General features: G+C 71.3%; 20 protein-coding genes and 1 pseudogene. 7 read left to right on the forward strand and 14 right to left on the reverse strand.

Annotated features, from left to right (window positions below; genetic code table 11):
• Window positions 1-65 precede the first annotated feature (65 nt).
• The gene (locus C1N81_RS17260) at window positions 66-488 is read left to right on the forward strand and encodes a MarR family winged helix-turn-helix transcriptional regulator (RefSeq protein ID WP_394430066.1); all 423 of its coding nucleotides are present in this window, start codon (window positions 66-68) and stop codon (window positions 486-488) included.
• 7 nt (window positions 489-495) lie between these two features.
• On the opposite strand, the gene C1N81_RS17265 is transcribed toward C1N81_RS17260, so the two are convergent.
• Window positions 496-1,005: a hypothetical protein gene (locus C1N81_RS17265; RefSeq protein ID WP_394430068.1), complete on the reverse strand. Its 510-nt coding sequence runs from the start codon at window positions 1,003-1,005 to the stop codon at window positions 496-498.
• Between the two features lie 232 nt (window positions 1,006-1,237).
• Here C1N81_RS17265 and C1N81_RS17270 point away from each other — a divergent pair, with 232 nt between their 5' ends.
• Window positions 1,238-1,846: a YceI family protein gene (locus C1N81_RS17270; protein WP_394430070.1), complete on the forward strand. Its 609-nt coding sequence runs from the start codon at window positions 1,238-1,240 to the stop codon at window positions 1,844-1,846.
• A gap of 40 nt (window positions 1,847-1,886) precedes the next feature.
• Here C1N81_RS17270 and C1N81_RS17275 read toward each other — a convergent pair whose 3' ends face one another.
• From C1N81_RS17275 to C1N81_RS17295, 5 genes are read right to left on the reverse strand one after another with little or no spacing between them, the layout of a single operon-like run.
• Entirely contained in the window at window positions 1,887-3,614 is a 1,728-nt protein-coding gene (locus tag C1N81_RS17275; protein ID WP_394430072.1) for an ABC transporter ATP-binding protein, read from the reverse strand.
• On the reverse strand, window positions 3,604-4,038 hold the full coding sequence (locus tag C1N81_RS17280) for a lasso peptide biosynthesis B2 protein (RefSeq protein WP_394430074.1): 435 nt from the start codon (window positions 4,036-4,038) through the stop codon (window positions 3,604-3,606). The genes C1N81_RS17275 and C1N81_RS17280 overlap by 11 nt, the downstream gene beginning before the upstream one ends.
• Entirely contained in the window at window positions 4,035-4,286 is a 252-nt protein-coding gene (locus C1N81_RS17285; protein ID WP_394430077.1) for a lasso peptide biosynthesis PqqD family chaperone, read from the reverse strand. Before C1N81_RS17285 ends, C1N81_RS17280 begins: the two co-directional genes overlap by 4 nt.
• The gene (locus C1N81_RS17290; protein ID WP_394430080.1) at window positions 4,283-6,196 is read right to left on the reverse strand and encodes an asparagine synthase-related protein; all 1,914 of its coding nucleotides are present in this window, start codon (window positions 6,194-6,196) and stop codon (window positions 4,283-4,285) included. Before C1N81_RS17290 ends, C1N81_RS17285 begins: the two co-directional genes overlap by 4 nt.
• A gap of 37 nt (window positions 6,197-6,233) precedes the next feature.
• Window positions 6,234-6,380, reverse strand: a complete 147-nt coding sequence (locus tag C1N81_RS17295) for a keywimysin-related RiPP (RefSeq protein WP_394430083.1) — start codon at window positions 6,378-6,380, stop codon at window positions 6,234-6,236.
• A 257-nt stretch (window positions 6,381-6,637) separates the two neighbouring features.
• Here C1N81_RS17295 and C1N81_RS17300 point away from each other — a divergent pair, with 257 nt between their 5' ends.
• Window positions 6,638-8,203, forward strand: a complete 1,566-nt coding sequence (locus C1N81_RS17300) for a cytochrome bc1 complex cytochrome b subunit (protein WP_394430085.1) — start codon at window positions 6,638-6,640, stop codon at window positions 8,201-8,203.
• Here the strand turns inward: C1N81_RS17300 and C1N81_RS17305 are convergent.
• Window positions 8,197-8,592 (reverse strand): annotated as a pseudogene (locus C1N81_RS17305) (ATP-binding protein). The gene C1N81_RS17300 and the pseudogene C1N81_RS17305 sit on opposite strands and share 7 nt — an antisense overlap.
• 113 nt (window positions 8,593-8,705) lie before the next feature.
• Between C1N81_RS17305 and C1N81_RS17310 the strand changes: the two are divergent.
• From C1N81_RS17310 to C1N81_RS17320, 3 genes are read left to right on the forward strand one after another with little or no spacing between them, the layout of a single operon-like run.
• Complete coding sequence (locus C1N81_RS17310; RefSeq protein ID WP_394430087.1) at window positions 8,706-9,512, forward strand: helix-turn-helix domain-containing protein; 807 nt, start codon at window positions 8,706-8,708, stop codon at window positions 9,510-9,512.
• The gene (locus tag C1N81_RS17315; protein ID WP_394430089.1) at window positions 9,509-9,715 is read left to right on the forward strand and encodes a DUF397 domain-containing protein; all 207 of its coding nucleotides are present in this window, start codon (window positions 9,509-9,511) and stop codon (window positions 9,713-9,715) included. The genes C1N81_RS17310 and C1N81_RS17315 overlap by 4 nt, the downstream gene beginning before the upstream one ends.
• Window positions 9,699-11,072: an oxidoreductase gene (locus C1N81_RS17320; protein WP_394430091.1), complete on the forward strand. Its 1,374-nt coding sequence runs from the start codon at window positions 9,699-9,701 to the stop codon at window positions 11,070-11,072. The genes C1N81_RS17315 and C1N81_RS17320 overlap by 17 nt, the downstream gene beginning before the upstream one ends.
• A 12-nt stretch (window positions 11,073-11,084) precedes the next feature.
• Here the strand turns inward: C1N81_RS17320 and C1N81_RS17325 are convergent, their stop codons facing one another.
• The 3 genes from C1N81_RS17325 to C1N81_RS17335 form a co-directional block, all read right to left on the reverse strand.
• Complete coding sequence (locus C1N81_RS17325) at window positions 11,085-12,254, reverse strand: cobalamin B12-binding domain-containing protein (protein ID WP_394430093.1); 1,170 nt, start codon at window positions 12,252-12,254, stop codon at window positions 11,085-11,087.
• 28 nt (window positions 12,255-12,282) lie between these two features.
• Window positions 12,283-13,920, reverse strand: a complete 1,638-nt coding sequence (locus tag C1N81_RS17330) for a PP2C family protein-serine/threonine phosphatase (RefSeq protein ID WP_394430095.1) — start codon at window positions 13,918-13,920, stop codon at window positions 12,283-12,285.
• Window positions 13,921-14,112: 192 nt separating this feature from the next.
• Window positions 14,113-15,477, reverse strand: a complete 1,365-nt coding sequence (locus tag C1N81_RS17335; RefSeq protein WP_394430097.1) for a hypothetical protein — start codon at window positions 15,475-15,477, stop codon at window positions 14,113-14,115.
• A 142-nt stretch (window positions 15,478-15,619) separates the two neighbouring features.
• On the opposite strand from C1N81_RS17335, the gene C1N81_RS17340 reads away from it, so the two are divergent.
• On the forward strand, window positions 15,620-17,503 hold the full coding sequence (locus tag C1N81_RS17340; RefSeq protein ID WP_394430099.1) for an RICIN domain-containing protein: 1,884 nt from the start codon (window positions 15,620-15,622) through the stop codon (window positions 17,501-17,503).
• Between the two features lie 82 nt (window positions 17,504-17,585).
• On the opposite strand, the gene cimA is transcribed toward C1N81_RS17340, so the two are convergent.
• The 4 genes from cimA to pcp form a co-directional block, all read right to left on the reverse strand.
• Window positions 17,586-19,220 carry a citramalate synthase gene (gene cimA, locus C1N81_RS17345; protein ID WP_394430101.1) on the reverse strand — a complete coding sequence of 545 codons (1,635 nt, stop codon included), beginning with the start codon at window positions 19,218-19,220 and terminating at the stop codon, window positions 17,586-17,588.
• Between the two features lie 305 nt (window positions 19,221-19,525).
• Window positions 19,526-20,851, reverse strand: coding sequence for an MFS transporter (locus C1N81_RS17350; protein ID WP_394430103.1), 1,326 nt, complete (start codon window positions 20,849-20,851; stop codon window positions 19,526-19,528).
• 97 nt (window positions 20,852-20,948) lie between these two features.
• The gene (locus C1N81_RS17355) at window positions 20,949-21,932 is read right to left on the reverse strand and encodes a DUF2891 domain-containing protein (protein ID WP_394430105.1); all 984 of its coding nucleotides are present in this window, start codon (window positions 21,930-21,932) and stop codon (window positions 20,949-20,951) included.
• A 291-nt stretch (window positions 21,933-22,223) separates the two neighbouring features.
• Window positions 22,224-22,868 carry a pyroglutamyl-peptidase I gene (gene pcp / locus C1N81_RS17360; protein WP_394438003.1) on the reverse strand — a complete coding sequence of 215 codons (645 nt, stop codon included), beginning with the start codon at window positions 22,866-22,868 and terminating at the stop codon, window positions 22,224-22,226.
• Window positions 22,869-22,870: the final 2 nt, after the last annotated feature.

Raw genomic sequence — 22,870 nt, forward strand, 5'->3', positions numbered from 1 at the left:
TGCAGTTTCGCTGCACACCTCCCACGGAGCCGCGTACGCCGATGACCTGCGGGTTAGAGTTCCGTATGCCCACCCCGGAAGCCGCCGCCGTCGCCGCCGAACTGCGTACCGCGATGGGCAAGCTCACGCGGCGCGTGAAGCACGAGGACCGGATCCCGCTCGGCCAGGTGGCCGTGCTCGGCGCCCTGGACCGGGACGGCGCCATGACCACCAGCGATCTGGCCCTGGACCAGCGCGTACGGCCGCAGTCGATGGCCCGCGCCGTGGGGCTGCTGATGGAGCAGGGGCTGATCACCCGCCGCCCGCATCCGACGGACGGCCGCAAGTCCCTGGTGGAGCTGACCGACGCCGGGCGGGCCGCCCTGGAGACGGAGCGGGGCCGCAGGGCGGGCTGGCTCGCCCAGGCCATCGAGGCCGAACTCACCGCAGAGGAGCGGGAGTTGCTCGCGCGCGGCGCGGCACTCCTGGAGCGCCTCGCCGCGCGCTGATACGGGGTCAGCAGCCGCCGCAGTTGTAGTAGAGGACGTCCCAGTGGTTGCCCTCGTCGGCGTAGATGTTGCCTGAGCCGGACTTGTACTGGGGTGCGCCGTCACCGCGCAGCCCTATGTAGCTGAAGGTGCCCTTGATGTAGTTGGTGACGCAGGTGCTCTTGCCGAAGTCGAGCTTGTAGCCGTTCCAGTGCGAGTACGTGCCGCTGGCGTGGCCGGTCTCGGTGCCGCCGGTGATGTTGAGGGCGCAGCCGGTGGCGCGCTTCAGGGTCTGGGCGCCCTGGGCGGTGGCCAGGTTGAGCTGGTCGAAGGACGTACAGGTGCTGACGTTCCGGTTCGAGCAGCCGCCGGAGGACGACCAGGTGATGCCGGCCGAGCTGAACATCGAGGTCGCGGTGGAGTGGCTGATCTTGGTGGCGGCGAAGGCGTCGGTCGCCGAGGCGAGCACACCGAAGCCGGGGGCGACGAGGGCGCCGGTGGTGAGCGCGAGCGCCGTGAGGGCGGAGTGGATACGCATGGGGTTCCCTTCCTGCCGAGTGAGGGGTGGTGCAGGTGGAACAGGGAGATGGTGCCGGGTTCTACGCGCGTGGGGTAGTGCGCCTTCAAGATCGACTCGCTGTAATCGGATGGACACGCCGCGCTTGATGTTGAAAGTTGAACATCAGCGCGCTACAGTCGTCCTCAGTTGATAGTTCAACGTTCAACATCAAGCGGCATCCATCGTGCCGCCCGTCCCCCAGGAGCGCGTCATGAGCATCTTCAGCCGCAAGAACGAGACCGCCGGCGCCGCCGCCACCCCGGCCGCCGTCGACCCCCAGCTCGCCGCCCTCACGGGCACCTACACCGTCGACCCCGCGCACACCACGCTCGGCTTCGTCGCCCGGCACGCCATGGTGACGAACGTGAAGGGCGGCTTCAGCGACTTCACCGGTGAGCTGCACCTGGACGGTGCGGACCCGGCCAAGTCCACGGCCTCGTTCGACGTGCAGATGGCGAGCATCGACACGGGCAACGCCGACCGTGACGGCCACCTCAAGAGCGCCGACTTCTTCAAGATCGACGAGTTCCCGACGATGACGTTCCGGTCGACGTCCGCCGAGTCGCTCGGCGGCTCCGACTACCGGGTCACCGGCGACCTCTCGATCCTCGGCACGACCAAGCCGATCACCATCGACCTGGAGTTCAACGGCTCGGCGAAGGACCCGTTCGGCAACGAGCGCGTGGGCTTCGAGGGCAAGGCCGAGCTCCTGCGCTCCGAGTGGGGCCTGACCTGGAACGCCGCCCTGGAGACCGGCGGTGTCCTGATCTCCGACAAGATCAAGCTGAACTTCGACATCTCCGCGATCAAGCAGGCCTGACCCGGCACCGCTGCCGGAGCCACCAGAGGCACAACAAGCGTCATCGAGTTGAGGCGGTCACGAGTTGCGTGGCCGCCAACTCGGCGTACAGGGCGTCCCGTTGGAGCAGCTCGGCGTGGGTGCCCTGGGCGCGGGCCCGCCCGTTCTCCAGGACGACGATGCGGTCCGCGTCGACGACGGTGGACAGCCGGTGCGCGATCACCAGGACCGTCGTCCGCGTGGCCAGGTCGCGGACGACCTCGCGCAGGTGCTGCTCGTTGACGGCGTCCAGGTTGGCGGTGACCTCGTCGAGCAGGAGCAGCCGGGGGCGGCGCAGCAGCGCCCGCGCGATGGCGACGCGCTGACGCTCGCCGCCCGAGAGCAGCACGCCCCGGTGGCCCACGGGGGTGTCGAGCCCGTCGGGGAGCCGGGCGACGAGATCGCCGAGCCGGGTACGGGCGACGACGTCGCGCAGTGCGTCGCCGGTCGCGTCCGGGGCGGCGTAGAGCAGGTTGTCGCGCAGGGTGCCGGCGAGGACGGGCGCGTCCTGCTCCACGTAGCCGAGCGCGGCGCGCAGGTCGCCGAGTGGCCAGTCCCGGATGTCGCGGCCGTCGACCGTGAGGCGCCCGGAGTCGTGGTCGTAGAACCTTTCGAGCAGGGCGAACACGGTGGACTTCCCGGCGCCCGACGGCCCCACGAGCGCGGTGAGGCCACCGGCCGGGACGTCGAAGGTGAGGCCGGTGTGGGCGGGGGCGCGGGCGGCGTCGTAGCGGAAGACGACGTCGGTGAAGGCGAGGGACAGGGGGCTTGCGGGCTCGGGGCGGGTGGGGACCGGCGCCTCCTCCCGCGCCAGTTCCTCGATCTCCGCGATGCGGCCCATCGCCGCCATGCCGCTGTTCAGGCCCACCCAGCCCTCCGTCAGCTGGCCGAGGGGCGCCACCAGATAGAACAGGTAGAGCAGGAACGCGATCAGTGTCGCGATGTCCAGGGCGCCGGAGGCCACGCGGGCGCCGCCGACGCCGAGGACGCACAAGAACGCCACCTGCACGGAGACGAGCATCGAGACGTCGGACGCGGAGGTCCAGCGGGCCACCGACAGGCCCCGGTCGCGGGCGCGGCGGACGGCGGCGGTGATCGCGGCGTGTTCGCGGGCCTCGGCGCCGTTCGCCTTGACCGTGCGGAAGGACTGCAGGGCGCGGTCGAGGGTCGAGCCCATCTCCCCCACCGCGTCCTGGGCCGACACCTGGGCGCGCCGGATGTGCGGCATGAGCAGCGCGAGCGCGCCCGCGACGACGGCGAGGACGAGGAGGGTCACGCCGAGCAGGACGAGGTCCATGACGCCCATGAGCACGACGGTGCCGAGCAGGGTGAGGGCGCCGCTCGCCGATTCGACGAGGCTGCGCGACAGGACGGTGCGCAGGAGCGTGGTGTCGCTGGTGGCGCGGGTGAGGAGGGCGCCTGGGGTGAGGCGGTCGACGGCGGCCACGTCGAGGTGGAGCATCCGGGCGACCAGGCGGTCACGGGCGCCGAGTACGACCGCTTCCCCGGTCCGCGCCATCAGGTAGCTGCCGCCCGCCGTGAGCGCCGCCCCGGCGAGGACCACGAGGGTCAGCAGGGACAGCGCGGGGGCGGGTGAGCGGTCCTCGGCGAAGGCCGTCACCGCGTACTTCGCCAGCAGCGGCATCCCGAGCCCGGCGCCCGAACCGGCGAGGGCGAGGGCGCCGCCGAGGGCGAGGGGGCGGGCGTGCGGGCGGGCGTGGGCGAGGAGCCGGCGCAGCTCAGCGGCCATCGGGTCCGGTTTCCGGCGGGGCGGGGACGGTCATCAGCGGGCGGTACTCGGACGCGTCCGCCCGCTCCCCGACGAGTCTGCCCTCGGCGGTGACCCAGGCGTGCGGGGCGAACGGCGGCGCGGCCCGCACCCCCGCGTGCCAGTCCGGCCAGGTGCCGGAGGCGCGGCACAGCAGGGCGACGGCGACGGAGCGGGGCAGGCAGCCGTACCAGCCCGCGCAGCGCCGGCTGGCGGTGACGACCGACTCGTAGGCGGCCAGCGCCTCGGCGTGGGTGGCGGGACGGGCGCCGCGGCCGATGCGGGTGAGCAGGCGGCGCAGCCGGTCGGGGCGGAGCCGGGCGACGAGGAGGGCCGCGCCGACGGCGAGGCGCACGCGCGGGCCGCGCCGGGCGTCGCGGCCGGGCATGGTCATCTCGGTGCTCATGGCGTGGCCATCTTCGCGTCGAGGAGCTGCCGGGTGAGTGCGGCGACGTCGGCCTCGGCCTGCGCCCGGTCGATGTCGAAGGCGGCGAGGAGCCGTTCCACGGCGCCGTCGGGTCCTTGCCCGTCGGCGAGGGCGGTGAGGACGACGGTGCCGGTCTCGTTCAACTGCCAGTATGTTCCGGCGCGTTGATCGAGGAGCACGCCGCCGAAGTCGGTGCCGGTGACCGCGATGCCGTCTCTGAGTCTCACGGGGTCGGGACCTTTCTGTGGACGTCTGCGGGGTCGACGGCGCGCAGCCACATCTCGCAGGCGACCGTCGCGTCGATGGAGTGCCGGGTGTGGAGCGGGGAGTACGGGTCGGCGGCGAGGGCGTCGAGCGGGCGGGGGTCGACGAGTCCGAGGGCGGCGAGCCGGGAGGCGTCCGGCGCCCACAACTGCCGCAGTTCGTCCGCGTGTTGGACGAGCCCCTGGGTGTGGTCGCCGTTCATGTGGTCCTTGGTGGTGCGGGCGAGCAGCGGCGCGGGGACGACGTCGCGGACGGCCTCGGCGAGGAGCGGCTTGTAGCGCGCGGGGTCGATGCGGTCCGCGAGGCGTACGGCGAGGGTCGCCTCGACGACGTGGTCCGCGTACAGCGGCGCGGCCACGGGCAGGCCGAGGGCGAGCCCGTACTCCTCCATGGCCCTAAAGTGCCGGGCGCCGATCCGGATCGTGTCGAGGTCGAGGTGGCGGCCGGGGCGCGGGGCGAGCGGTTCCGCGTGCGCGGCGGCGGCCCGGAACGCGTCCCGCACGAGAGCGCGGGCGTCCGGGGTCAGCCAGGGCGGCAAGGTCTGGCGGACGCCCCAGGACAGCTGCGGGGTGCGGGCGGTCGGGGCGGCGCCGTCGGTGACGGCCCCGGCGAGCCAGCGCGGGAACGAGGGCCGGGTCAGCAAGGCGCGGACCGTCGCGGCGAGCGGCCAGCCCAGCTGGTGGCGGACGGCGCCGATGCGGTTCCAGGCGGCCAGCGGGTGGCGCGGGAACAGGTCGCCGGAGGCGGCGGGGAGCCCCATGAAGAGTTCGTCGCCGCCGTACCCGGTGAGGTGGCACTCGGACCCGGCGGCCGCGGCGCGGGCGAGCAACATGCGGGCGCGGGCGCGGGCGGGGGCGACGGGAAGGGGTTCGTCGGTGAGCACGCCGAATCCGGTGAGACCGTCGCCGCCGGGGGTGGGCGTGTCGCTGACGCCCGCGTAGAAGAGGGGGGCCTCGTCGGCCGGGACGACGTCGTGGGTGAGCGCACCGGGTGTGTGGCGGGCCAGTTCGACCGCCCGCCGGGCCCACGTCTCGTCCTCCGCGTGGGTCTCGCGGGAGACCACGGTCAGGAGGGTGAGGTCGGCGGTGGGGGCGGCCCGGCGTGCGAGGAAGGTGAGGGACGTGGAGTCGAGGCCGCCGGAGAGTTCGCAGCTGACACGGGTGCGGCCGGCGAGGTGGGCGCGGACCGAGCGGTCGAGCGCGTCGGCGAGGCGTGCCGCCCCCTCGGCCATGGGGAGGCCGGCCTCCGGGGCGTGCCACCAGCGGCGGGTCGTGGTGGTGCCGTCGGGCCGCAGAACGAGCGCGTACGCCGGGTCGGTCTCGGTGATGCCGCGCCACACCGGCCGCCCGCTGAGCGGATGCGGCAGGAAGTCGAGGAGGCGCAGGGCGAGCGCGGTGTCGTCGAGCGCGGCGCCGGTGAGCCGGGCGAGGACGGCGGGCCGGTCGGAGACGAGCCGGGGCCCGGGCCCTTCGGTGGCGTGGACGCGGCGCAGTCCGGAGGCGGTGCCGCGCACCCAAGTCTCCGCCCCCGTCCGGGAGATGACGTGATGGACGCCCGGCAGACGGCGGGCCAGCCGGTCGTGGAGGGTGGCGTTGTCGCGGGCGGCGCGCAGGTCGGCGGCGAGTGCGGGGGCGGACGGGGCGTCCGGGCCGATGACGACGAGGGCGGCGTCGGCCGCCTCGGCGCCGCTGATGCTGCGCAGCGGTGTGCGGGCGACTAGCCAGGGGCGGCCGGAGGGGTAGCGCAGGACGTGGACGCCGTCCGGGGCGCCGTCCGGGGCGCCGTCGGGGAGAAGAGGCCCGGCCGCCGCTCGGCCCGCGTCGGTGTCGGGCAGGACGACGAAGCAGTCGTGTGCGGGGCGGCCGGGCATCATTCCTGGTTCCGTTCCTGGGGCGGTGGAGTCAGTGGGCTCAGGTGAAGCGGCGGGTGATCCACTCGGAGAAGGCGCCGTAGAAGTAACCGGCGGTCGTCTTCGTGAAGTCGCCCTGCTTGAACATGGCGGGCTTCGCGTAGGCCTTCTTGGCCGAGTGCGGTCGCGTCTGCGTCTGCTTCTGCATGGCCGTCCCTTCTCGCTGGGTTGTGCGTGACGGATGTGACTGGTGTGCAGCGTGTGAACGCCATGGCCATTCATTGCCAGCTCGTGAGCGGACATGCACGTAGAGCGACCGCTCTTGTTCTTTGACTTGAAGTGAATTGTTACCGCCGGTAAGTGGTGGTGTTTCGGCGGGAGTGATGTGGCTCACCAAGCAGCCGTCCATGTCACATCCGGCCCCTCCCCGGCCGTCACGACAGTGAGCACCGACGGGAGGCAGTCATGTCCGACAGCACGGGCGAGCGCGTCGCCGACTGGGTCGACGGCCGGCTCGGGATCTACGGTCTCGGCCGCAAGTACCTGCGCAAGGTCTTCCCCGACCACTGGTCGTTCCTGCTGGGCGAGGTCTGCCTCTACACGTTCGTCATCCTGATCCTGACCGGCGTCTACCTCACGCTCTTCTTCCACCCGTCGATGAACGAGGTGACGTACCAGGGCAGTTACGTTCCGCTGAAGGGCATCCGGATGTCCGAGGCGTACTCCTCGACGCTCGACATCAGCTTCGACGTACGCGGCGGACTGCTCATCCGGCAGATCCACCACTGGGCGGCGCTCATCTTCGTCGCGGCGATGTTCGTGCACATGATGCGGCACTTCTTCACGGGGTCGTTCCGCAAGCCGCGCGAGCTGAACTGGCTGTTCGGCTGGCTGCTGCTGTTCCTCGCGCTCTTCGAGGGCCTGCTCGGCTACTCGCTCCCCGACGACCTGCTCTCCGGCGCGGGTATGCGGCTCATCGAGGGCATGACGCTGTCCATCCCGATCGTCGGGACGTACCTGTCGTTCTTCCTCTTCGGCGGGGAGTTCCCGGGCACGGACATCGTGGCCCGCTTCTACTCGATCCACATCCTGCTGCTGCCCGGCATCATGGCGGCGCTCGTCGTCGCCCACCTGATCCTCGTCTTCCACCACAAGCACACGCAGTTCCCGGGCGCCGGAAAGACCGAGAAGAACGTCGTGGGCCAGCCGTTCTTCCCCGTCTACGCGGCCAAGGCGGGCGGCTTCTTCTTCCTCGTCTTCGGGGTGGTGGCGGCGATCGCGGCCATCGCGTCGATCAACCCCGTCTGGGTCTACGGGCCCTACCGCCCCGACCAGGTCTCCACGGGCGCCCAGCCCGACTGGTACCTGGGCTTCGCCGAGGGCCTGGTCCGCGTGATGCCCGGCTGGGAGATCGTCCTGTGGGGCCACACGCTCAATCTCGGCATCCTTGTCCCGTTCCTGGCGTTCCCTCTCTGGCTGGTCCTCATCGGGGCCTGGCCGTTCATCGAGTCCTGGGTCACGGGCGACCGCCGCGAACACCATCTCCTCGACCGGCCCCGCGATCGTCCTGTGCGGACGGGGCTCGGGGTGGCCTGGATCGTCGGCTTCCTGGTGGCCATGGCGGCCGGTGCGAACGATCTCTGGGCCACGCATTTCCATCTGTCCGTGAACGCCATTACGTGGTGCGCGCGGGTGGCGTTGTTCGCGGGGCCGGTCTTGGCGTTTGTGCTGGCCAAGCGGGTGTGCCTGGGCTTGCAGCGGCGGGACCGGGACAAGGTGCTGCACGGGCGGGAGACCGGGCTCATCAAACGACTGCCTCACGGGGAGTACGTGGAGGTCCACGAGCCGCTGCCCCGCGAGGAGGTGTTCCGGCTGACTCAGCACGAGGAGCCGGTGGCTCTGGCCTCGGACGGGGATCAGCGCGGGGTGCGACGTGCGCGGGTCGCGTTGTCGCGGTTCCTGTACGGGGAGGGGGCCCGGGTCCCGAAGCCCCGCCCCGAGGAGCTTGAGTCCGGCTCACCCCGTCACTGAGATCCGAACTCGCACCACACGCTTTTGCCCGGGTCCCGCACCCCTGTGCCCCACTTGTCCGCCAGCGCGGCTACGAGGAGCAGGCCCCGGCCGTGCTCCTCCTCGGGGCGCGGGTCGTTCGCGGCGACCATGCCGTCTCCGCTGTCCTACACCTCGATCCTGATCACCCCGTGCGCACACATCCCGATGTGCAACCGGAAACCCCTGCCCGGCGGCACGCCATGCAGCAGCGCGTTCGTCGCCAGCTCGCTTACGCACAAGAGTGCATCGTCAAGACGTTCGGTTGCGCGCCAATCCCGCAAAGCCCAGGCTGTGAACGCGCGGGCCGCGGGGATCGATTTGCGTTCGCGGCGGTAGAACGCCTCGCGCCGGTACGGCAGTTGTTCCATGGCGATCACCCTCGTGCGGGCGCGTTTCACTCGGGGAGCGCCACAGGTCGTACATCTGCATTTGTACGAGTCCGCGCCGCTCGGGCGGGGTTGAGGATGGGCAGGGTGCGCGTATGAAGAAGCGAGTGACTTCGTGGCACGCGATCGGGGCGCAGATCGCGTTGCATCGCAGGATCGCCGGGATGACGCAAGCCGAGCTGGCTGAGACGCTGAGCGTGAGCCCGGACAAGACAGCGTCCATTGAACAGGGCAGGCGTCCTGTCAGCCTGGCCTTGGCCGTAGCCCTGGACGAACTCTTCCGAACGGGCGGCACATTGCAGGTGGCGGTGGCCAAGATCCCCGCACGCGAGAAGTTTCCCCTCCTCGTGGCCGACCTAGTGGAGCTCGAACAGAAGGCGCGGGCGATCCAGACGTACGAGACGCAGGTCGTCCCAGGTCTGCTCCAGACACCGGAGTACATGCGCGCGGTCTTCGACTCCTGCTATCCACCGATCGAGGACGAGACGCTGGAGGACTGGCTCGCGGGGCGCCTGGAGCGGCAGTCAATCTGGGGACGGGAGCACCCGCCCTGCTGCAATTTCATCATCGAGGAGGCAGCCTTTCAGCGCCCCGTCGGAGGTACGGAGGTGATGCGGGCGCAACTCCGGCGAGTCGTGGAGCTGAGCGAACTCCAATGCGTGGGCGTGCAGATCATGCCTACGTCGCGGCAGCCTCACGCCGGACTCAGCGGCCCGATGGTGCTCGTGGAAACCATCGACCACGACAGCGTGGCCTACCTGGAGAGCCAGTGCATCAGCGCCCTGGTCGAAGACCCCGGCGAGGTGCACTCCCTTCAGCTCAAGTATGGAATGCTGCGGTCACAGGCACTATCTCCAGCAGAGAGCGCGCGCATGCTGGACACACTGCTAGGAGCCTCATGAACACCGCAGCAAGCAACGCCGGGCCCGTCTGGATCAAGTCCAGCTACAGCGGCGACAACGGCGGCAACTGCCTCGAAGTCGCCACACAGGCCACCACCGTCCACATCCGCGACTCCAAGAACGACCCCGCGACTGGCGCCATCCTCACCCTCAGCCTCGACACCTGGAAAAACTTCCTCCGCACACATGTCACCCACCCCTGAAAGACATATCGACGCCGCGCGCGTCAGGGAGCAGATTCTCGACCCGGACGCGCAGTCCGAGCCGTACGTGCTGCGCGACGCCCACGTCCATGGCGCACTGGCGTTGGACGGCGCCGAGATCAGGCGGCTCGTGCGGTTCGAGGGGTGTCGGTTCGACGGGCCGATGACGTTGGAGGGGGCGAACACGCTCGCGTTCTCCGTGACCGACTGCGAGCTGCCCGGATTCGTCGCGCCGACCGCGCAGATCGGTGGGCGGCTGGACCTGCGGGGGTCGACGATCACAGGCGGGCCCCGGGGCGCCGTGAACGTCACGCTCACCCACATAGCGGGCGGGCTGATCCTCGACCGGGCCCACCTCATCGCCACGGAGGGCATCGCTCTGCACGCCGGTGGGCTGATCATGCAGGGCGGCGTGTTCTGCAAGAACGGGTTCGTGGCGGAGGGGCAAGTACTGTTCCCGGGCGCCGAGTTGCCCGGCGGGCTGTGGATGGACGGCGCCCGGATCACCGGCACCGCTCCGGAGGAGGTCGCCTTCAACGGGGACGCGCTGCGCGCCTCCACGGTCCGGCTGCACCACGGGTTCCGGGCCGAAGGACGGGTGCGGTTGCGCGGGGCGCGGATCGATGACCTGTTGTCGTTCCACCATGCCGAACTCATGGGCGCTGTCGGCTCGTTGATGGCGGTCGGGGCTCAGGTCGAAGCCCTCGATCTGCGCTTCGAACGGCCGCCCGCGGGCGGTGTCGATCTGCGCAACGCGCGGGCGACCCGTATCCAGGACCGGCCCGCCACCTGGCGCGCGCCGCTGGGCCTGGACGGGCTGACGTACGACTGGATGGAGCTGACCGGCCGCAACCAGCGCGAGGACACGGCGAACCGGCTCGCGTGGCTGCGGTTCCAGCCGGGGTTCACCCCGCAGCCGTACGAGCAGCTGGCCGCGTACTACCGGAAACTGGGCCACGAGGACGAGGCCCGGCGGGTGCTGCTCGTGCGGGAGCGGCGGCGCCGGGCGACGCAGCGGCCGCTCGGCCGGGTGTGGGGGCTGCTGCTCGAAGTGACCGTCGGGTACGGGTACCGGCCCTGGATCGCCGGGATCTGGCTCGCCGTGCTGACACTCATCGGTTCGGTCGTCTTCCACACCCACACGCCCCTGCCGAACAAGCCGGGCGAGGGCGCGCCCTTCAACCCCGTGGCGTACACCCTCGACCTGCTCATCCCCGTCGGCGGGCTGGGCCAGCGCGACGGCTGGCACTGGTCCGAGGCCGGTGTGCAAGGGCTCGCGTACGCGCTGATCGCGCTCGGCTGGGTGCTGACGACGACCGTCCTGGCCGGCGTGACGCGAGCCCTCAGCCGCTCCTAGGGTCTGTCGTCGCTACGGCGTCAGGAGGTCGCGGGCGGCGGTGAGCGTGGTGACCGTGCGGGGGAAGTCCTTCAGCTGGTCGAGCAGTGAGTCGAGCGCGGGGAACAGGCACCAGGGCGGCACGTCGCGGGCGGCCAGAATGTCGGCGGTCCACATGATGAACCTGGTGAACAGGTGGGGGTCGTCGACGTACACGGCGGTGGCGAGGTAGTTCACGATGTGATCGACGTCCTCGACGGTGCGCTCCCGCTGGTACTCGCTGTACCGGTGCATCTCGGGAAATCCCCCCTCGACGTCGACGAGGGTCTGCTTCGTGAGCTGCTGCCTGGTCCTGCGGACCATCGTGTACTCCTGGTCGGTCAGGTGCGGCAGGTCCAGTTCGGGCGGCCGGGCCGCCTGCGCACCGGGCCCGACCCGGTTCCGGCCCCGGTCGAGCAGGGCCGCCGCGCCGGGCGCGTCCTCGGCCCATTCGGCCCGCATCAGCCGCGCGTAGCAGCCGCCGGGGCCGAACGCCGCTCCCCCGGCGAGGACCGGGACGCCGACGCTCTGGCACGCGGTGATCGCGTTGTGGGCGCCGGGCAGGAGTGTGGGGATGGACGAGGAGAGGAGCACCGCCTGCGCTCCGGTGCGGCGCACGTGGGCGACCAGGTGCTCCGTGGGGACGTGCGCCCCGAGATGGTCGACCCGCCAGCCGCGCAGCCGCAGCACCTCGGTGATCAGACGTGCGGGCAGGGCATGCCACTCGCCGTCGACGCACGCGACCAGGACCCGCCCCGTGGAGCCGCCGGTGGACGCGGTCGTGGAGGCGTCGGCCACCGCCCCGATGCACCGGTCGCTGATGGCGGTGGCGGCGTGCTCCTGCGCCACCGTGATGTCGTCGGCCGCCCAGGCCAGACCCACCCGCTTCTGGGTGGGCGCGATGAGGCCGAGCAGGACTCGTTCGCCCGCGGCGCGGGTCCGTTCGGCGGCTGTCATGCTCCCGGCGGGCGGCTGTCCGGGGTCCGGTTCCGTCGTCGGTTCGGATTTCGTCGTCGGTTCGGATCCCGTCGTGGGTTCGGATTCCGTCGTCGTCATCGCGTGCCGCACGATGGCGACGGCCCGGGCCTCGTCGCCCTCGCCGAGCGCGTGCCAGAGGTGTTCGCGGGGCTCGTCCAGCAGGTCGGTGCCGCTTCCAGCGTTCACACCGTTCACCTTCTCCGGTTCGGATCGTTCAGGGTTGTCGGTCGGTCTTCGGTCGGTTGTCGTGGGGCGCGCCGATGGCCAGGACGGCCATGTCGTCGTGGCGGCCCTCGCCCACCCATTGGGCGGCGATCATCTGCACCCGTTCGGTGACGACTTCGGGCGGCATCCCGGCGCACTGGGACAGCACGGTGCGCAGCCTGTCCTCGCCGAACATCACGTCCCCGAGCGGTCCCCCGCGCGCCTCGGTGATCCCGTCGGTGAACAGCAGGCAGGTCTCGCCGGGCCGCAGGGCGACCTCGGCGGTGGCGAACTCGATGTCGGGGAACACGCCGATCAGCGTGCCGGTGGTCCACACCGCTTCGACCTCGCCCGTGGTGCGCACGATGAGCGGGGCGGGGTGGCCCGCGCTCGTCACGCGCAGCCGTACCCGTACGCCGTCGCGCACCACGGTGGCCAGGGCCAGCGTCACGAAGGGCGACTCCTCGGCGGAGAGCAGTGCTCTGTTGAGGAGAGTCAGCAGGCGGGTGTGGTCGGCGGCGAACGGCACCAGCGCCCGCAGCGCCGTGCGTGTCCTGCCCGCGGTGACGGCGGCCTCGATGCCTTTGCCGCACACGTCGCCGAGGACCGCCACGGTCTCGGCGTCCGGGGTGTCCGCGGGGTACACGTCGTAGAAGTCGCCGCCGACCTGTTCGCCTGCCACCGAGGCGCGGTAGCGGGCGGAGAAGGCGATGCCGTGCACCCGGCCGAGTGCGGGCGGGAGCAGGTCGCGCATCAGCACGTCGGTGAGGTGCGCCTGGCGGGTGTGGCTGCGGGCGATGGAGAGGGCGGCGCCGGCGCGTGCGGCGAAGAGGTGGGCGAAGGACTCCTCGCCGGGGGTGAACGTCGACGCCTCCCTGCGGCGCAGCAGGATGAGGCAGCCGGCCGGCGCGCCGTGCCCCGGCAGCGGGATCACGGCCACCGAGCCGATGTCGGCGGCGGCGTCCACGAAACCGTCCGGCACCGCCCAGGGCGGCAGCAGCCCGGGGTCGATCCAGGGGGAGGACACCGCGGGGAGCCCCGCCAACGCCTCGGCCAGGCCGGGCAGTTGCCCCGGGTCCAGGGCGACGCGCTCCTGCGCCACGGGCCCGTCGGCGGTGCACCGGCTCACCGGGAAGCCGCGTCCGTCGGCCGGGCCGACGAGGACCGCCGCGTCCGCCAGGTTCCGCGCCGCCCGCTGCACGGTCACCCTCATGCAGCGTTCGACGTTCATCGAGGCGAGCAGGTCGGAGGAGAGTTCCTGCAGCAGACCGGCTCTGGCCCGCTCCCGCGTCAGCTCCCGTGCGGCGGCGGCCGGGGCACCGCCACCGACCAGCCACCACGTCACCGTGCCGTTCACGCCGGTTCCGGCCAGCGCGTTCACCCGGCGTCCGCCGAGCCGGCCCGCAGCCGAGGCCGACCGGTTCCCGCCCCCGTCGGCGACGTGCCGCAGGTGCGCCTCGACGAGCCAGGCGGGCGCGACGGCGGCCAGCGGGACACCGGCGGCGATCCGGGTCAGCACCGTGCCGGCCTGCTCGTTGTGGGACAGCACGATGCCTTCGGCGTCCACTGTCACCGCGGGGTACGGGTCGGGGTGCTGGGCCGCGGTTCTTACCCCACGTGCACTGTTCTGCTCCGGCAAGGAGACCATCGACTCGGAATCCACTGGCGCGGATTCCCACCACCCATCCGCTCGAAGGCAGGGGGCGTCACGTTACCGGCGGCATATGACTGCGGGCAGTGATTCGTCACTCTTGTGACAACCTCTGCCGTCTACTGAAATTTGTGCGCAACACCGGACCGTCGATGTCCGGGAACGGTCAGGAAACGTCGGGTCATCCGGTCAGAAACTGCCGCCGAAGTCGCCGCCGCCACCGCCACCGCCGAAGTCCCCGCCTCCGCCGAAGTCTCCCCCGCCGCCGAAGTCACCGAAGTCCGACGTGTCGAAGTCGGCTCCGGAGTAGTCGCCGCCGGTGAAGTCCCCGCCGCCCCCGAAGTCCCCGTAGCCGGAGCCGTAGTCGGCGACGTACGCGGGGCCCGACATCATCGAGCCCAGCATCGTGCCGACGAGGAGGCCGGGGAGGATGCCGCCGCCGAAGTAGCCGCCCGCCCAGGGTCCGTACATGGGCCCGGCCTCGTAGTAGGGGCGGCGCTCGCCCGCGCCCGCGTCGACCGTGCGGATCATGGGCTCGGCGCCGTCGCGCAGCCGGGTGGCGTCGGCGGCGCAGACCGGGACCTGGCGGGGCGAGCCGCCCGGCGGGGTCCATTCGGCGTCCTCGACGGAGGGGCCGTGGCGCGGGTCGAAGAAGCAGGGCGCCCGGCGCTCGGGCAGCGGGCGGCCCTCGCGGCGGGCGGCGAGGAGGGCGAGGGAGAAGCGGCCGTCCTCCAGGGCCTGCGTGACACCGCGCACCTCTTCGGGGCGCTGGGCGGCGGCCATGAACTGCTTGGCCTTCTCGTACGCGTCGAGCGCCCGCTCGTAGTCCGCACGCATCGCGTCGTCGGCGCCGGCCTCCGCCGGGTGGAAGTCGAGCCGGTCCAGCTCCTCGCCGAACGCGGTGATGTCCTCGTCGACGACGACCCGCAGCCTGTCGAGGGCCTCGCGCTGTTCCTGCTCCTTGCGGCGCCGGTTGCGGCGGGTCAGGGCGTAGACGCCCGCGCCGCCGAGCACGGCGACCGCGCCGACGCCGATCAGGGGGCCGGCCGAGACCCCGTCGTCCGCGTCTTCTGTGGCGCCGCCCCAGGCCGAGGGGGCCGAGCCCTTGGCCGTACGGAGCGCCGTGGAGACGAAGTCGTCGAGCTGCTCGCTCAGCGGTTCACCGCGCACGCTCGTCGTCAGGTTCTGAACGGCCGCCTTGGACATGACCTCGTGATCGGCGCGCGCCTCGAAGGCGTCGCCGAGCCGCACCCCGTACACGCCGACGACGCCCGTCTTCGTACGGAGGTCGGTGAACAGGTCCTTCTTCGGGAAGTCGGCGGGCAGCACCGCCACCATCACCGGCTTGTCCGCGTCCCTGATCCGTTCTTCGAGCGCGTTGACGTCCGCCGAGGTCAGACCGCCGGACGCGGCCGGATCGACGTAGACCGGGCTCTTCTCCAGGGCATCCGCCACCGTGGAGACGTCCGACGCGGCGGAGGCGGCGGGCGCGACGGCGAACGTCGCGGCCAGGGCGAGCAGCGGGGCGGCGACGGCCGCGAGGAGTGGCCTCATACCTCGACGCTAACCCAGCCGGGGTGTGAACGACGGGTCGGGGTCTTCGCGACGTGAAGTCTTGACGTGGGCATGGAACCCCCTTTTGCTCACGACTTGAACTAAGCCATGAGAGTGCACTGTTGGGACACAGGAGGCATTCGTGCGCACCCCCACACCCCTGCTCCGGCTGTTGCTGGCCGGAGCCCTGACCACCGCCGGGCTCGCCGGAGCCGGGCTCGGAGCCGGCGCCGGAACGGCACACGCCGCCGGCGAGCAGGTCAGCATCCACCTCACCACCACCGACGACAGCGGCGGCCGCCACGTCACCCGCGGGCTCCAGCAGCAGGCCCCGGTCTCCTTCCAGGCGGGCACCGGCGGCAGCGGCACCAACATCACCGTCGACGAGAACACCCGCTACCAGACGTTCACCGGCGGCGGCGCCTCCTTCACGGACACCGCCGCCTGGCTGATGAACAGCAGCGGCGCCCTGTCGTCGGCCACCCGCGACGCCACGATGAGGAAGCTGTTCTCGCCGAGCGAGGGCATCGGCCTCTCCTTCATCCGCAACCCCATGGGCGGCTCCGACCTCGCCCGCTTCGGCTACACCTACGACGACGTACCGGCCGGCCAGACCGATCCGTCGCTCGCCAAGTTCTCCCTCGCGCACGACCAGGCCGACGTCCTGCCCCTCACCAAGCAGGCCAAGCAGCTCAACCCCGCCGCCACCGTCATGGCATCCCCGTGGACCGCGCCCGCCTGGATGAAGGACAACGGGCAGCTCAACGGAGGCTGGCTCAAGGCCGAGAACTACGGCGCCTACGCCAACTACTTCGTGAAGTACATCCAGGGGTACCAGGCCGCCGGTGTCCCCATCGACTACGTCACCGCGCAGAACGAGCCGACCTGCTGCTCGGGCTACCCCTCGATGAGCTGGAACGGCTCGGGGCTCGCCTACTTCACCAAGAGCGAGCTGCTGCCGAAGCTCGCGGGCGCGGGCGTGAAGACCAAGGTGCTCGCCCACGACTGGAACTGGGACACCTACGACGCCTACGCCGCCCCGACCGTGGACGACGCCGCCGTGCGCTCGCACCCCAACTTCGGCGGCATCGCCTGGCACGGCTACGGCGGCGACATCAGCAAGCAGACCGAGATCCACAACAAGTACCCGCAGCTGGACGCCTTCCAGACCGAGCACTCCGGTGGCACCTGGATCGCCAACCAGCAGCGGGAGGACATGATGAACATCATCGACTACACCCGCAACTGGGCGAAGTCGGTGACCAAGTGGTCCCTCGCCGTCGACCAGAACCGGGGGCCGCACAACGGCGGCTGCGGTACCTGTGACGGGCTCATCACCGTCCACAACGGTGACTCGCGCAGTGGACAGGTCGACTACAACATCGAGTACTACACGATGGGGCACCTGACGAAGTTCGTCCGGCCCGGGGCTTCGAGGATCGCCTCCACCGGCTCCAGCGCCGTACCGAACGTCGCCTGGCGCAACACCGACGGGTCGAAGGCCGTCATCGCCTACAACGACGCGTCCGGCGCCCAGAACGTCACCCTCAACTGGGGCGGGCAGCACGTCACGTACTCGCTGCCCGGCAAGACCTCGGCGACCTTCACCTGGAGCGGCACGCAGGCCGGTGGCACCGACCGGGTGGGGGCCCTTCGCGGGCTCGGCGGCAAGTGCCTCGACGTGCGGGACGGATCCACCGCGAACGGGGCCGTCGCCCAGATCTGGTCCTGCGTCTCCGGGTCGCAGAACCAGACCTGGACGGTCAAGGCGGACGGGACCGTGCGCGCCCTGGGCAAGTGCCTCGACGTGAGCGGCGGGTCCACGGCCGACGGGGCGAAGGTGCAGCTCTACGACTGCAACGGGTCCGGGGCGCAGCAGTGGCGGTACGAGTCAGGGGCCGGGGACCTGGTGAACTCCGCGTCCGACAAGTGCCTGGATGTGACCGGGAATTCGAGTGCGGACGGGACGGCTACGCAGGTGTGGTCGTGCACCGGCGCGGCGAATCAGAAGTGGGCCCTGTCGTAGGTGGCCGTCACGGGGCTCTGCCCCGGACCCCGCTCCTCAATCGCCGGAGGGGCTTGATTTCAAGCCCCTCCGGCGATGTGGGCTACTCGACCGGCTCGACGCCCGCCCTCAGAAGCCCGTACGTGTACGCGTCCTCAAGCGCGCCCCACGACGCCGCGATCACGTTCTCCGCGACGCCCACCGTCGACCACTCCTGCGCTCCGTCGGTCGTGGAGATCAGGACGCGGGTCGTGGAGGACGTGCCGTGCTTGCCCTCCAGGATGCGGACCTTGTAGTCGACCAGCTCCATCTGCGCGAGCTGGGGATAGATCCGTTCGAGGCCGACGCGCAGGGCCCGGTCGAGGGCGTTGACCGGGCCGTTGCCCTCGGCCGTGGCGACGATGCGCTCGCCCTTGGCCCAGAGCTTCACGGTCGCCTCGTTGGCGTGGGTGCCGTCGGGGCGGTCCTCGACGATGGCCCGCCAGGACTCGACGCGGAAGTAGCGGCGGGCGCGGCCCTCGGCCTCCTCGCGCAGGAGCAGTTCGAAGGAGGCGTCGGCCGCCTCGTACGTGTACCCCTCCAGCTCGCGGTCCTTGACGCGCTCGACGACGCGGGCGACCAGCTCGCGGTCGCCGGAGATGTCGACGCCGAGTTCCTTGCCCTTCAGCTCGATGGAGGCGCGGCCCGCCATGTCGGAGACCAGCATGCGGATGCGGTTGCCGACGAGGTCCGGGTCGATGTGCTGGTACAGGTCCGGGTCGACCTTGATGGCGGAGGCGTGCAGGCCCGCCTTGTGGGCGAAGGCCGAGACACCCACGTAGGGCTGGTGCGTGGACGGGGTCAGGTTCACGACCTCGGCGATCGCGTGCGAGATCCGGGTCATCTCGCTCAGCGCGCCCTCGGGCAGGACCTTCTTGCCGTACTTCAGCTCCAGGGCCGCGACGACCGGGAAGAGGTTGGAGTTGCCGACGCGCTCGCCGTAGCCGTTGGCGGTGCACTGCACGTGGGTGGCGCCCGCATCGACGGCGGCGAGGGTGTTGGCGACGGCGCAGCCGGTGTCGTCCTGGGCGTGGATGCCGAGCCGGGCGCCGGTGTCGTCGAGGACGGTGTGCACGATCGCCTGCACCTGGGCGGGCAGCATGCCGCCGTTGGTGTCGCAGAGGACGACGACGGAGGCGCCCGCCTCGTGCGCGGTCCGTACGACGGACTTCGCGTAGCCGGGGTTGGCGCGGTAGCCGTCGAAGAAGTGCTCGCAGTCGACGAAGACGCGGCGGCCCTGGGCGACGAGGTGGGAGACGGTGTCGCGGACCATCTCCAGGTTCTCGTCGAGGGTGGTGCGCAGGGCCAGTTCGACGTGCCGGTCGTGCGACTTGGCGACCAGGCAGATCACCGGCGCTCCGGAGTCCAGGAGCGCCTTGACCTGCGGGTCCTCCGACGCCTTCGCGCCCGCGCGGCGCGTCGCGCCGAACGCCACGAGCTTTGCGTGCCGGAAGTCGATCTCCTTCTGCGCGCGGGCGAAGAACTCGGTGTCGCGGGGGTTGGCGCCGGGCCAGCCGCCCTCGATGAAGCCCACGCCGAAGTCGTCCAGGTGCCGTGCGATGGTCAGCTTGTCCGCGACGGTGAGGTTGATGCCCTCGCGCTGCGCGCCGTCGCGCAGCGTGGTGTCGAAGACGTGGAAGGAATCGTCGAGTTCGCCGTTGCGTTCGTCGTCGTTACGTTCGCTGGGGCTGCTGCTCATGCTGATCTGGCTCCTGATAGGGGATCTCGGTCTACCGGAATGACCGGTTCCACCATCCATCTATGATCCCGTGCGCTCTCCGCCTGGCATGGGTGGGCCAGAAACGAGAAAAACCTCTCGCGGGTGCGAGAGGTCTGCGCGCGGGTCGAGGACGACGGTGTCCGCCCGTACGTGGTCGTACGAGACGGTCACTGCGGACCGGCGCGCCTGCTGCCAATAATCATGGCGAACGAGAGCACGCCCGCAGTCTGCCACAGCCCGGACGGGGTCCGGACCGTGGTCTCACGATGCGAACAGCCCGTCTGCTATGCGGCGGGCTCCATGGCCGCCCCGGCCTCCGTGTCCGTCGATCTCACCCGGTTGAGGTCGATGTCGCGGGTCTCGCGCATGGCCAGGTAGACGATCAGCGACACGGCCGCGCAGCCGGCCACGTACCAGTAGAAGCCGGACTCCATGCCGCCGTCCTTGAACCAGAGGGCGACGTACTCCGCGGTGCCGCCGAACAGGGCGTTGGCGATGGCGTACGGGAGGGCGACGCCGAGGGCGCGGATGCCGGTCGGGAAGAGTTCGGCCTTCACGCAGGCGTTGATCGACGTGTAGCCGGTGACGACGACCAGCGCGAGCAGCGACAGGCCGAGCGCCGGCCAGAACGACCCCGCGTGCTTCAGCAGCGTCATGATCGGCACGGTCAGGAACGTCGAGCCGACGGCGAACGTGATCAGCAGCGGGCGGCGGCCGATCCGGTCCGAAAGGGCGCCCGCGAGCGGCTGGAGGCAGGCGAAGACGATCAGCGCGCAGAACGAGACCAGGGTCGCCGTCTGCTTGCTGAGCCCGGCGGAGTTCGACAGGTACTTCGTCAGGTAGGTCGTGTACGTGTAGTACGCCACCGTGCCGCCCATGGTCAGCGCGATCACGAGGAACGCCTCGCGCTTGTGCACCCACAGGGCCTTCACCGTGCCCTTGTCGTCGCCGCCGACGGCGCCGTCCGCGTCGGCCGACTCCTTGTAGACCTCCGTCTCCAGCATGCTGCGGCGCAGATAGAAGATGATCGCCGCGCCGAGCGCCCCCACGATGAACGGGATGCGCCAGCCCCAGCCGTGCAGCGCGTCGTCGGACAGGGTGCGCTGCAGGATGATCAGCAGGCCGAGGCCGACGATCTGGCCCGCCGTCATCGACACGTACTGGAAACTCGACGCGAAACCGCGCCGCTTCGGGTCCGACGCCTCGGTGAGATAGGTGGCGCTGGCCGCGTACTCGCCGCCGACCGACAGGCCCTGCAGCAGACGGGCGACGAGCAGGACGACGGCGCCGCCGTACCCGGCGACCGCGTACGTCGGCGCGACCGCGATCAGCACGGCCGACGCCGACATCAGCGTCACCGTCAGGGTCAGCGCCGCCTTGCGGCCCCTGCGGTCACCGACCCGGCCGAGCAGCCAGCCGCCGACCGGCCGCATGAAGAAGCCGACGGCGAAGATCCCGGCCGTGTTCATCAACTGCGCGGTCGGATTCCCGTCGGGGAAGAAGGCCCCCGCGAAGTACGTCGCGAAGCTCGCGTAGACGAACCAGTCGAACCACTCGACCATGTTCCCGGCCGAGCCGACCAGGACTTTCTTCCATTGCTCTCGTCCCATGAGGGGCCACGATGGGGGGTCGTCGCGGGGCGTGACAAGGGTGTCACTCGCAACGATCGCGCGTACTTGCGTTCATTGCGTTCACGGCCTCGCGGGTTTACGCCGGTGACGCCTCGCGGGCCAGTGCCGCGAACGTCGCCAGCCAGTGGTCCGTCGTGAAGTCGCCGCTCTCCACCGCCGGGAGGCCCGCCGCGAGATGGGCGTCGGCGGCCTCGGCGAGACGGGTCCGTACGGGGCTGTCGCCGGGGAGCGCGGCCGCGATGTGGCGCAGAGCCGCGGCACGGGAGAGGGCGAGGCCCAGCAAGTGGCCGATCTGCGGGTCCGCGTGGTCGGAGACGACCGGGACGTCCAGTACCGGGCAGGGGGCGCCGGTACGCAGCGCGGGCAGGAAACGGTCCAGCCACATCTCGAACTCCGGCCCGTCCAGGACCCGGCGCATCGCGTCCGCCTCGCTGAGCGCGGGCGACAGGAAATCCTGGCCCGACGGCTCCCAGTGGGCGGGGGCGTCGTGGTCGTCGGCGAACCATGTGCGCAGGCGGTCGCGGACGGCGTCGAGCGTCGTCCCCGCGAGGCCCGCCGCCGCGCCCGTGTCCAGGATCAGGCCGAGCGCGAACGCGCTGTTGCTGTGGATGCCGTGGCGGACCGGGTACGTGGCCTTCGGCAGCCAGGCGGTGAGGAGCTCCTCCACCGCCTTCGTGGCCGGGGCGAAGGCGTCCTCGTACGGGGTGTTCCGGCACTCCGCCGCGAGGGCCGTCAGCCAGGCCCAGCCGTACGGGCGCTCGAATCCGGGGCGGTCGAGGAGGTAGGCGGCCTCCGTGGTCAGGTTGGCCAGCGTGAGATGCCGGTCCAGGACCTCGGTGTACGCCGGCCGGATCGCCTCCGGGAGCGCCGGGAGAGTCCGCACCAGCAGCCAGTGCATGTGCACGGAGGAATGCCAGTCGTAGGCGCCGTAGAACGCGGGGTGCAAGTGGGAGGGGCGGGTGTTCTCGGCGGGGCCCGTCACCAGGTGGGCGGGGAAGTTCGGGAACTCGCGGGTGACATTGGCTGCCGCCAGGTTCGCGGTTTCCTCCGGGCTGAGCATGTGGGCCTCTCGGGGTGGGGAGGGGGTGCGGGCGGCGGTTTGGCGCCTGCCGGGTGCGGATGGTTGCCGGGTGCGGGTTGTGTGCGGCTGATCGCGCCGTTCCCCGCGCCCCTGAGATGCGCACTGCGTGCGCTACCCGTTCGTCGAGTGCGGCTCGCGTCGTGGTTGCTCGCGCCGTTCCCCGCGCGGGCCTGGAATGGCGCACGTAGTGCGCATTCCAGGGGCGCGGGGAACTGCGCGACCAGCCACGACGCACCCGCACCCGGCGAGTGGCCGATGGGGCCGCTGCGGCTAGTGCGTGGCGCCCTCGGTCACCCTGAGGTCCGACCGGGTGGACGCGGCAGCGAGGAGCAGCGCCCGGATGCCGGCGGCCACCGTCTCCGGCGGGAGGGACGGGGCCGTGCCGTCCGGGACCTGGGCCGGGGCCCAGGGGACGTGGACGAAGCCGCCCCGGGTGGACGGGAACTCGGTCGCCAGCAAGTGCGCCAGCCCGTACGCCACGTGGTTGCAGACGAACGTCCCCGCCGTGTTGGACAGCGCCGTCGGCACCCCGGCCTCCCGCATCGCCGCCACGCACGCCTTCACGGGCAGGGAGGAGAAGTAGGCGGCGGGGGCGCCCGGAATCACCGGCTCGTCGATCGGCTGGGCGCCGGCGTTGTCGGGGATCCGCGCATCGTCGACGTTGACGGCGACGCGTTCGACGGTGACGCCGGCCCGGCCCCCCGCCTGCCCGAGGGCGACGACGAGAGCGGGCCGGACCCGCTCCACCGCGGACCGCAACTCCTTCAGCGACTCCCCGAACACGCAGGAGAGCCGGACCGCCTCCACGACGACACCCTCGGGCGGCGCGGCAGCGACCAGTTCGGCCGCCTGCCAGGACGGATTCACCGCTTCCCCGCCGAACGCTTCGAACCCCGTGAGCAGGACTCGGGTCACAA

The sequence above is a fragment of the Streptomyces sp. SGAir0957 genome (genome assembly GCF_043523415.1).

Excerpts from the sequence above, each read along its gene's own strand:
- C1N81_RS17260 (WP_394430066.1), top strand. The coding sequence starts at position 66 with ATGCCCACCCCGGAAGCCGCCGCCGTCGCCGCCGAACTGCGTACCGCG.
- C1N81_RS17265 (WP_394430068.1), bottom strand. The coding sequence starts at position 1,005 with ATGCGTATCCACTCCGCCCTCACGGCGCTCGCGCTCACCACCGGCGCC.
- C1N81_RS17270 (WP_394430070.1), top strand. The coding sequence starts at position 1,238 with ATGAGCATCTTCAGCCGCAAGAACGAGACCGCCGGCGCCGCCGCCACC.
- C1N81_RS17275 (WP_394430072.1), bottom strand. The coding sequence starts at position 3,614 with ATGGCCGCTGAGCTGCGCCGGCTCCTCGCCCACGCCCGCCCGCACGCC.
- C1N81_RS17280 (WP_394430074.1), bottom strand. The coding sequence starts at position 4,038 with ATGAGCACCGAGATGACCATGCCCGGCCGCGACGCCCGGCGCGGCCCG.
- C1N81_RS17290 (WP_394430080.1), bottom strand. The coding sequence starts at position 6,196 with ATGATGCCCGGCCGCCCCGCACACGACTGCTTCGTCGTCCTGCCCGAC.
- C1N81_RS17295 (WP_394430083.1), bottom strand. The coding sequence starts at position 6,380 with ATGCAGAAGCAGACGCAGACGCGACCGCACTCGGCCAAGAAGGCCTAC.
- C1N81_RS17300 (WP_394430085.1), top strand. The coding sequence starts at position 6,638 with ATGTCCGACAGCACGGGCGAGCGCGTCGCCGACTGGGTCGACGGCCGG.
- C1N81_RS17310 (WP_394430087.1), top strand. The coding sequence starts at position 8,706 with ATGAAGAAGCGAGTGACTTCGTGGCACGCGATCGGGGCGCAGATCGCG.
- C1N81_RS17315 (WP_394430089.1), top strand. The coding sequence starts at position 9,509 with ATGAACACCGCAGCAAGCAACGCCGGGCCCGTCTGGATCAAGTCCAGC.
- C1N81_RS17320 (WP_394430091.1), top strand. The coding sequence starts at position 9,699 with ATGTCACCCACCCCTGAAAGACATATCGACGCCGCGCGCGTCAGGGAG.
- C1N81_RS17330 (WP_394430095.1), bottom strand. The coding sequence starts at position 13,920 with ATGGTCTCCTTGCCGGAGCAGAACAGTGCACGTGGGGTAAGAACCGCG.
- C1N81_RS17335 (WP_394430097.1), bottom strand. The coding sequence starts at position 15,477 with ATGAGGCCACTCCTCGCGGCCGTCGCCGCCCCGCTGCTCGCCCTGGCC.
- cimA (WP_394430101.1), bottom strand. The coding sequence starts at position 19,220 with ATGAGCAGCAGCCCCAGCGAACGTAACGACGACGAACGCAACGGCGAA.
- C1N81_RS17350 (WP_394430103.1), bottom strand. The coding sequence starts at position 20,851 with ATGGGACGAGAGCAATGGAAGAAAGTCCTGGTCGGCTCGGCCGGGAAC.
- C1N81_RS17355 (WP_394430105.1), bottom strand. The coding sequence starts at position 21,932 with ATGCTCAGCCCGGAGGAAACCGCGAACCTGGCGGCAGCCAATGTCACC.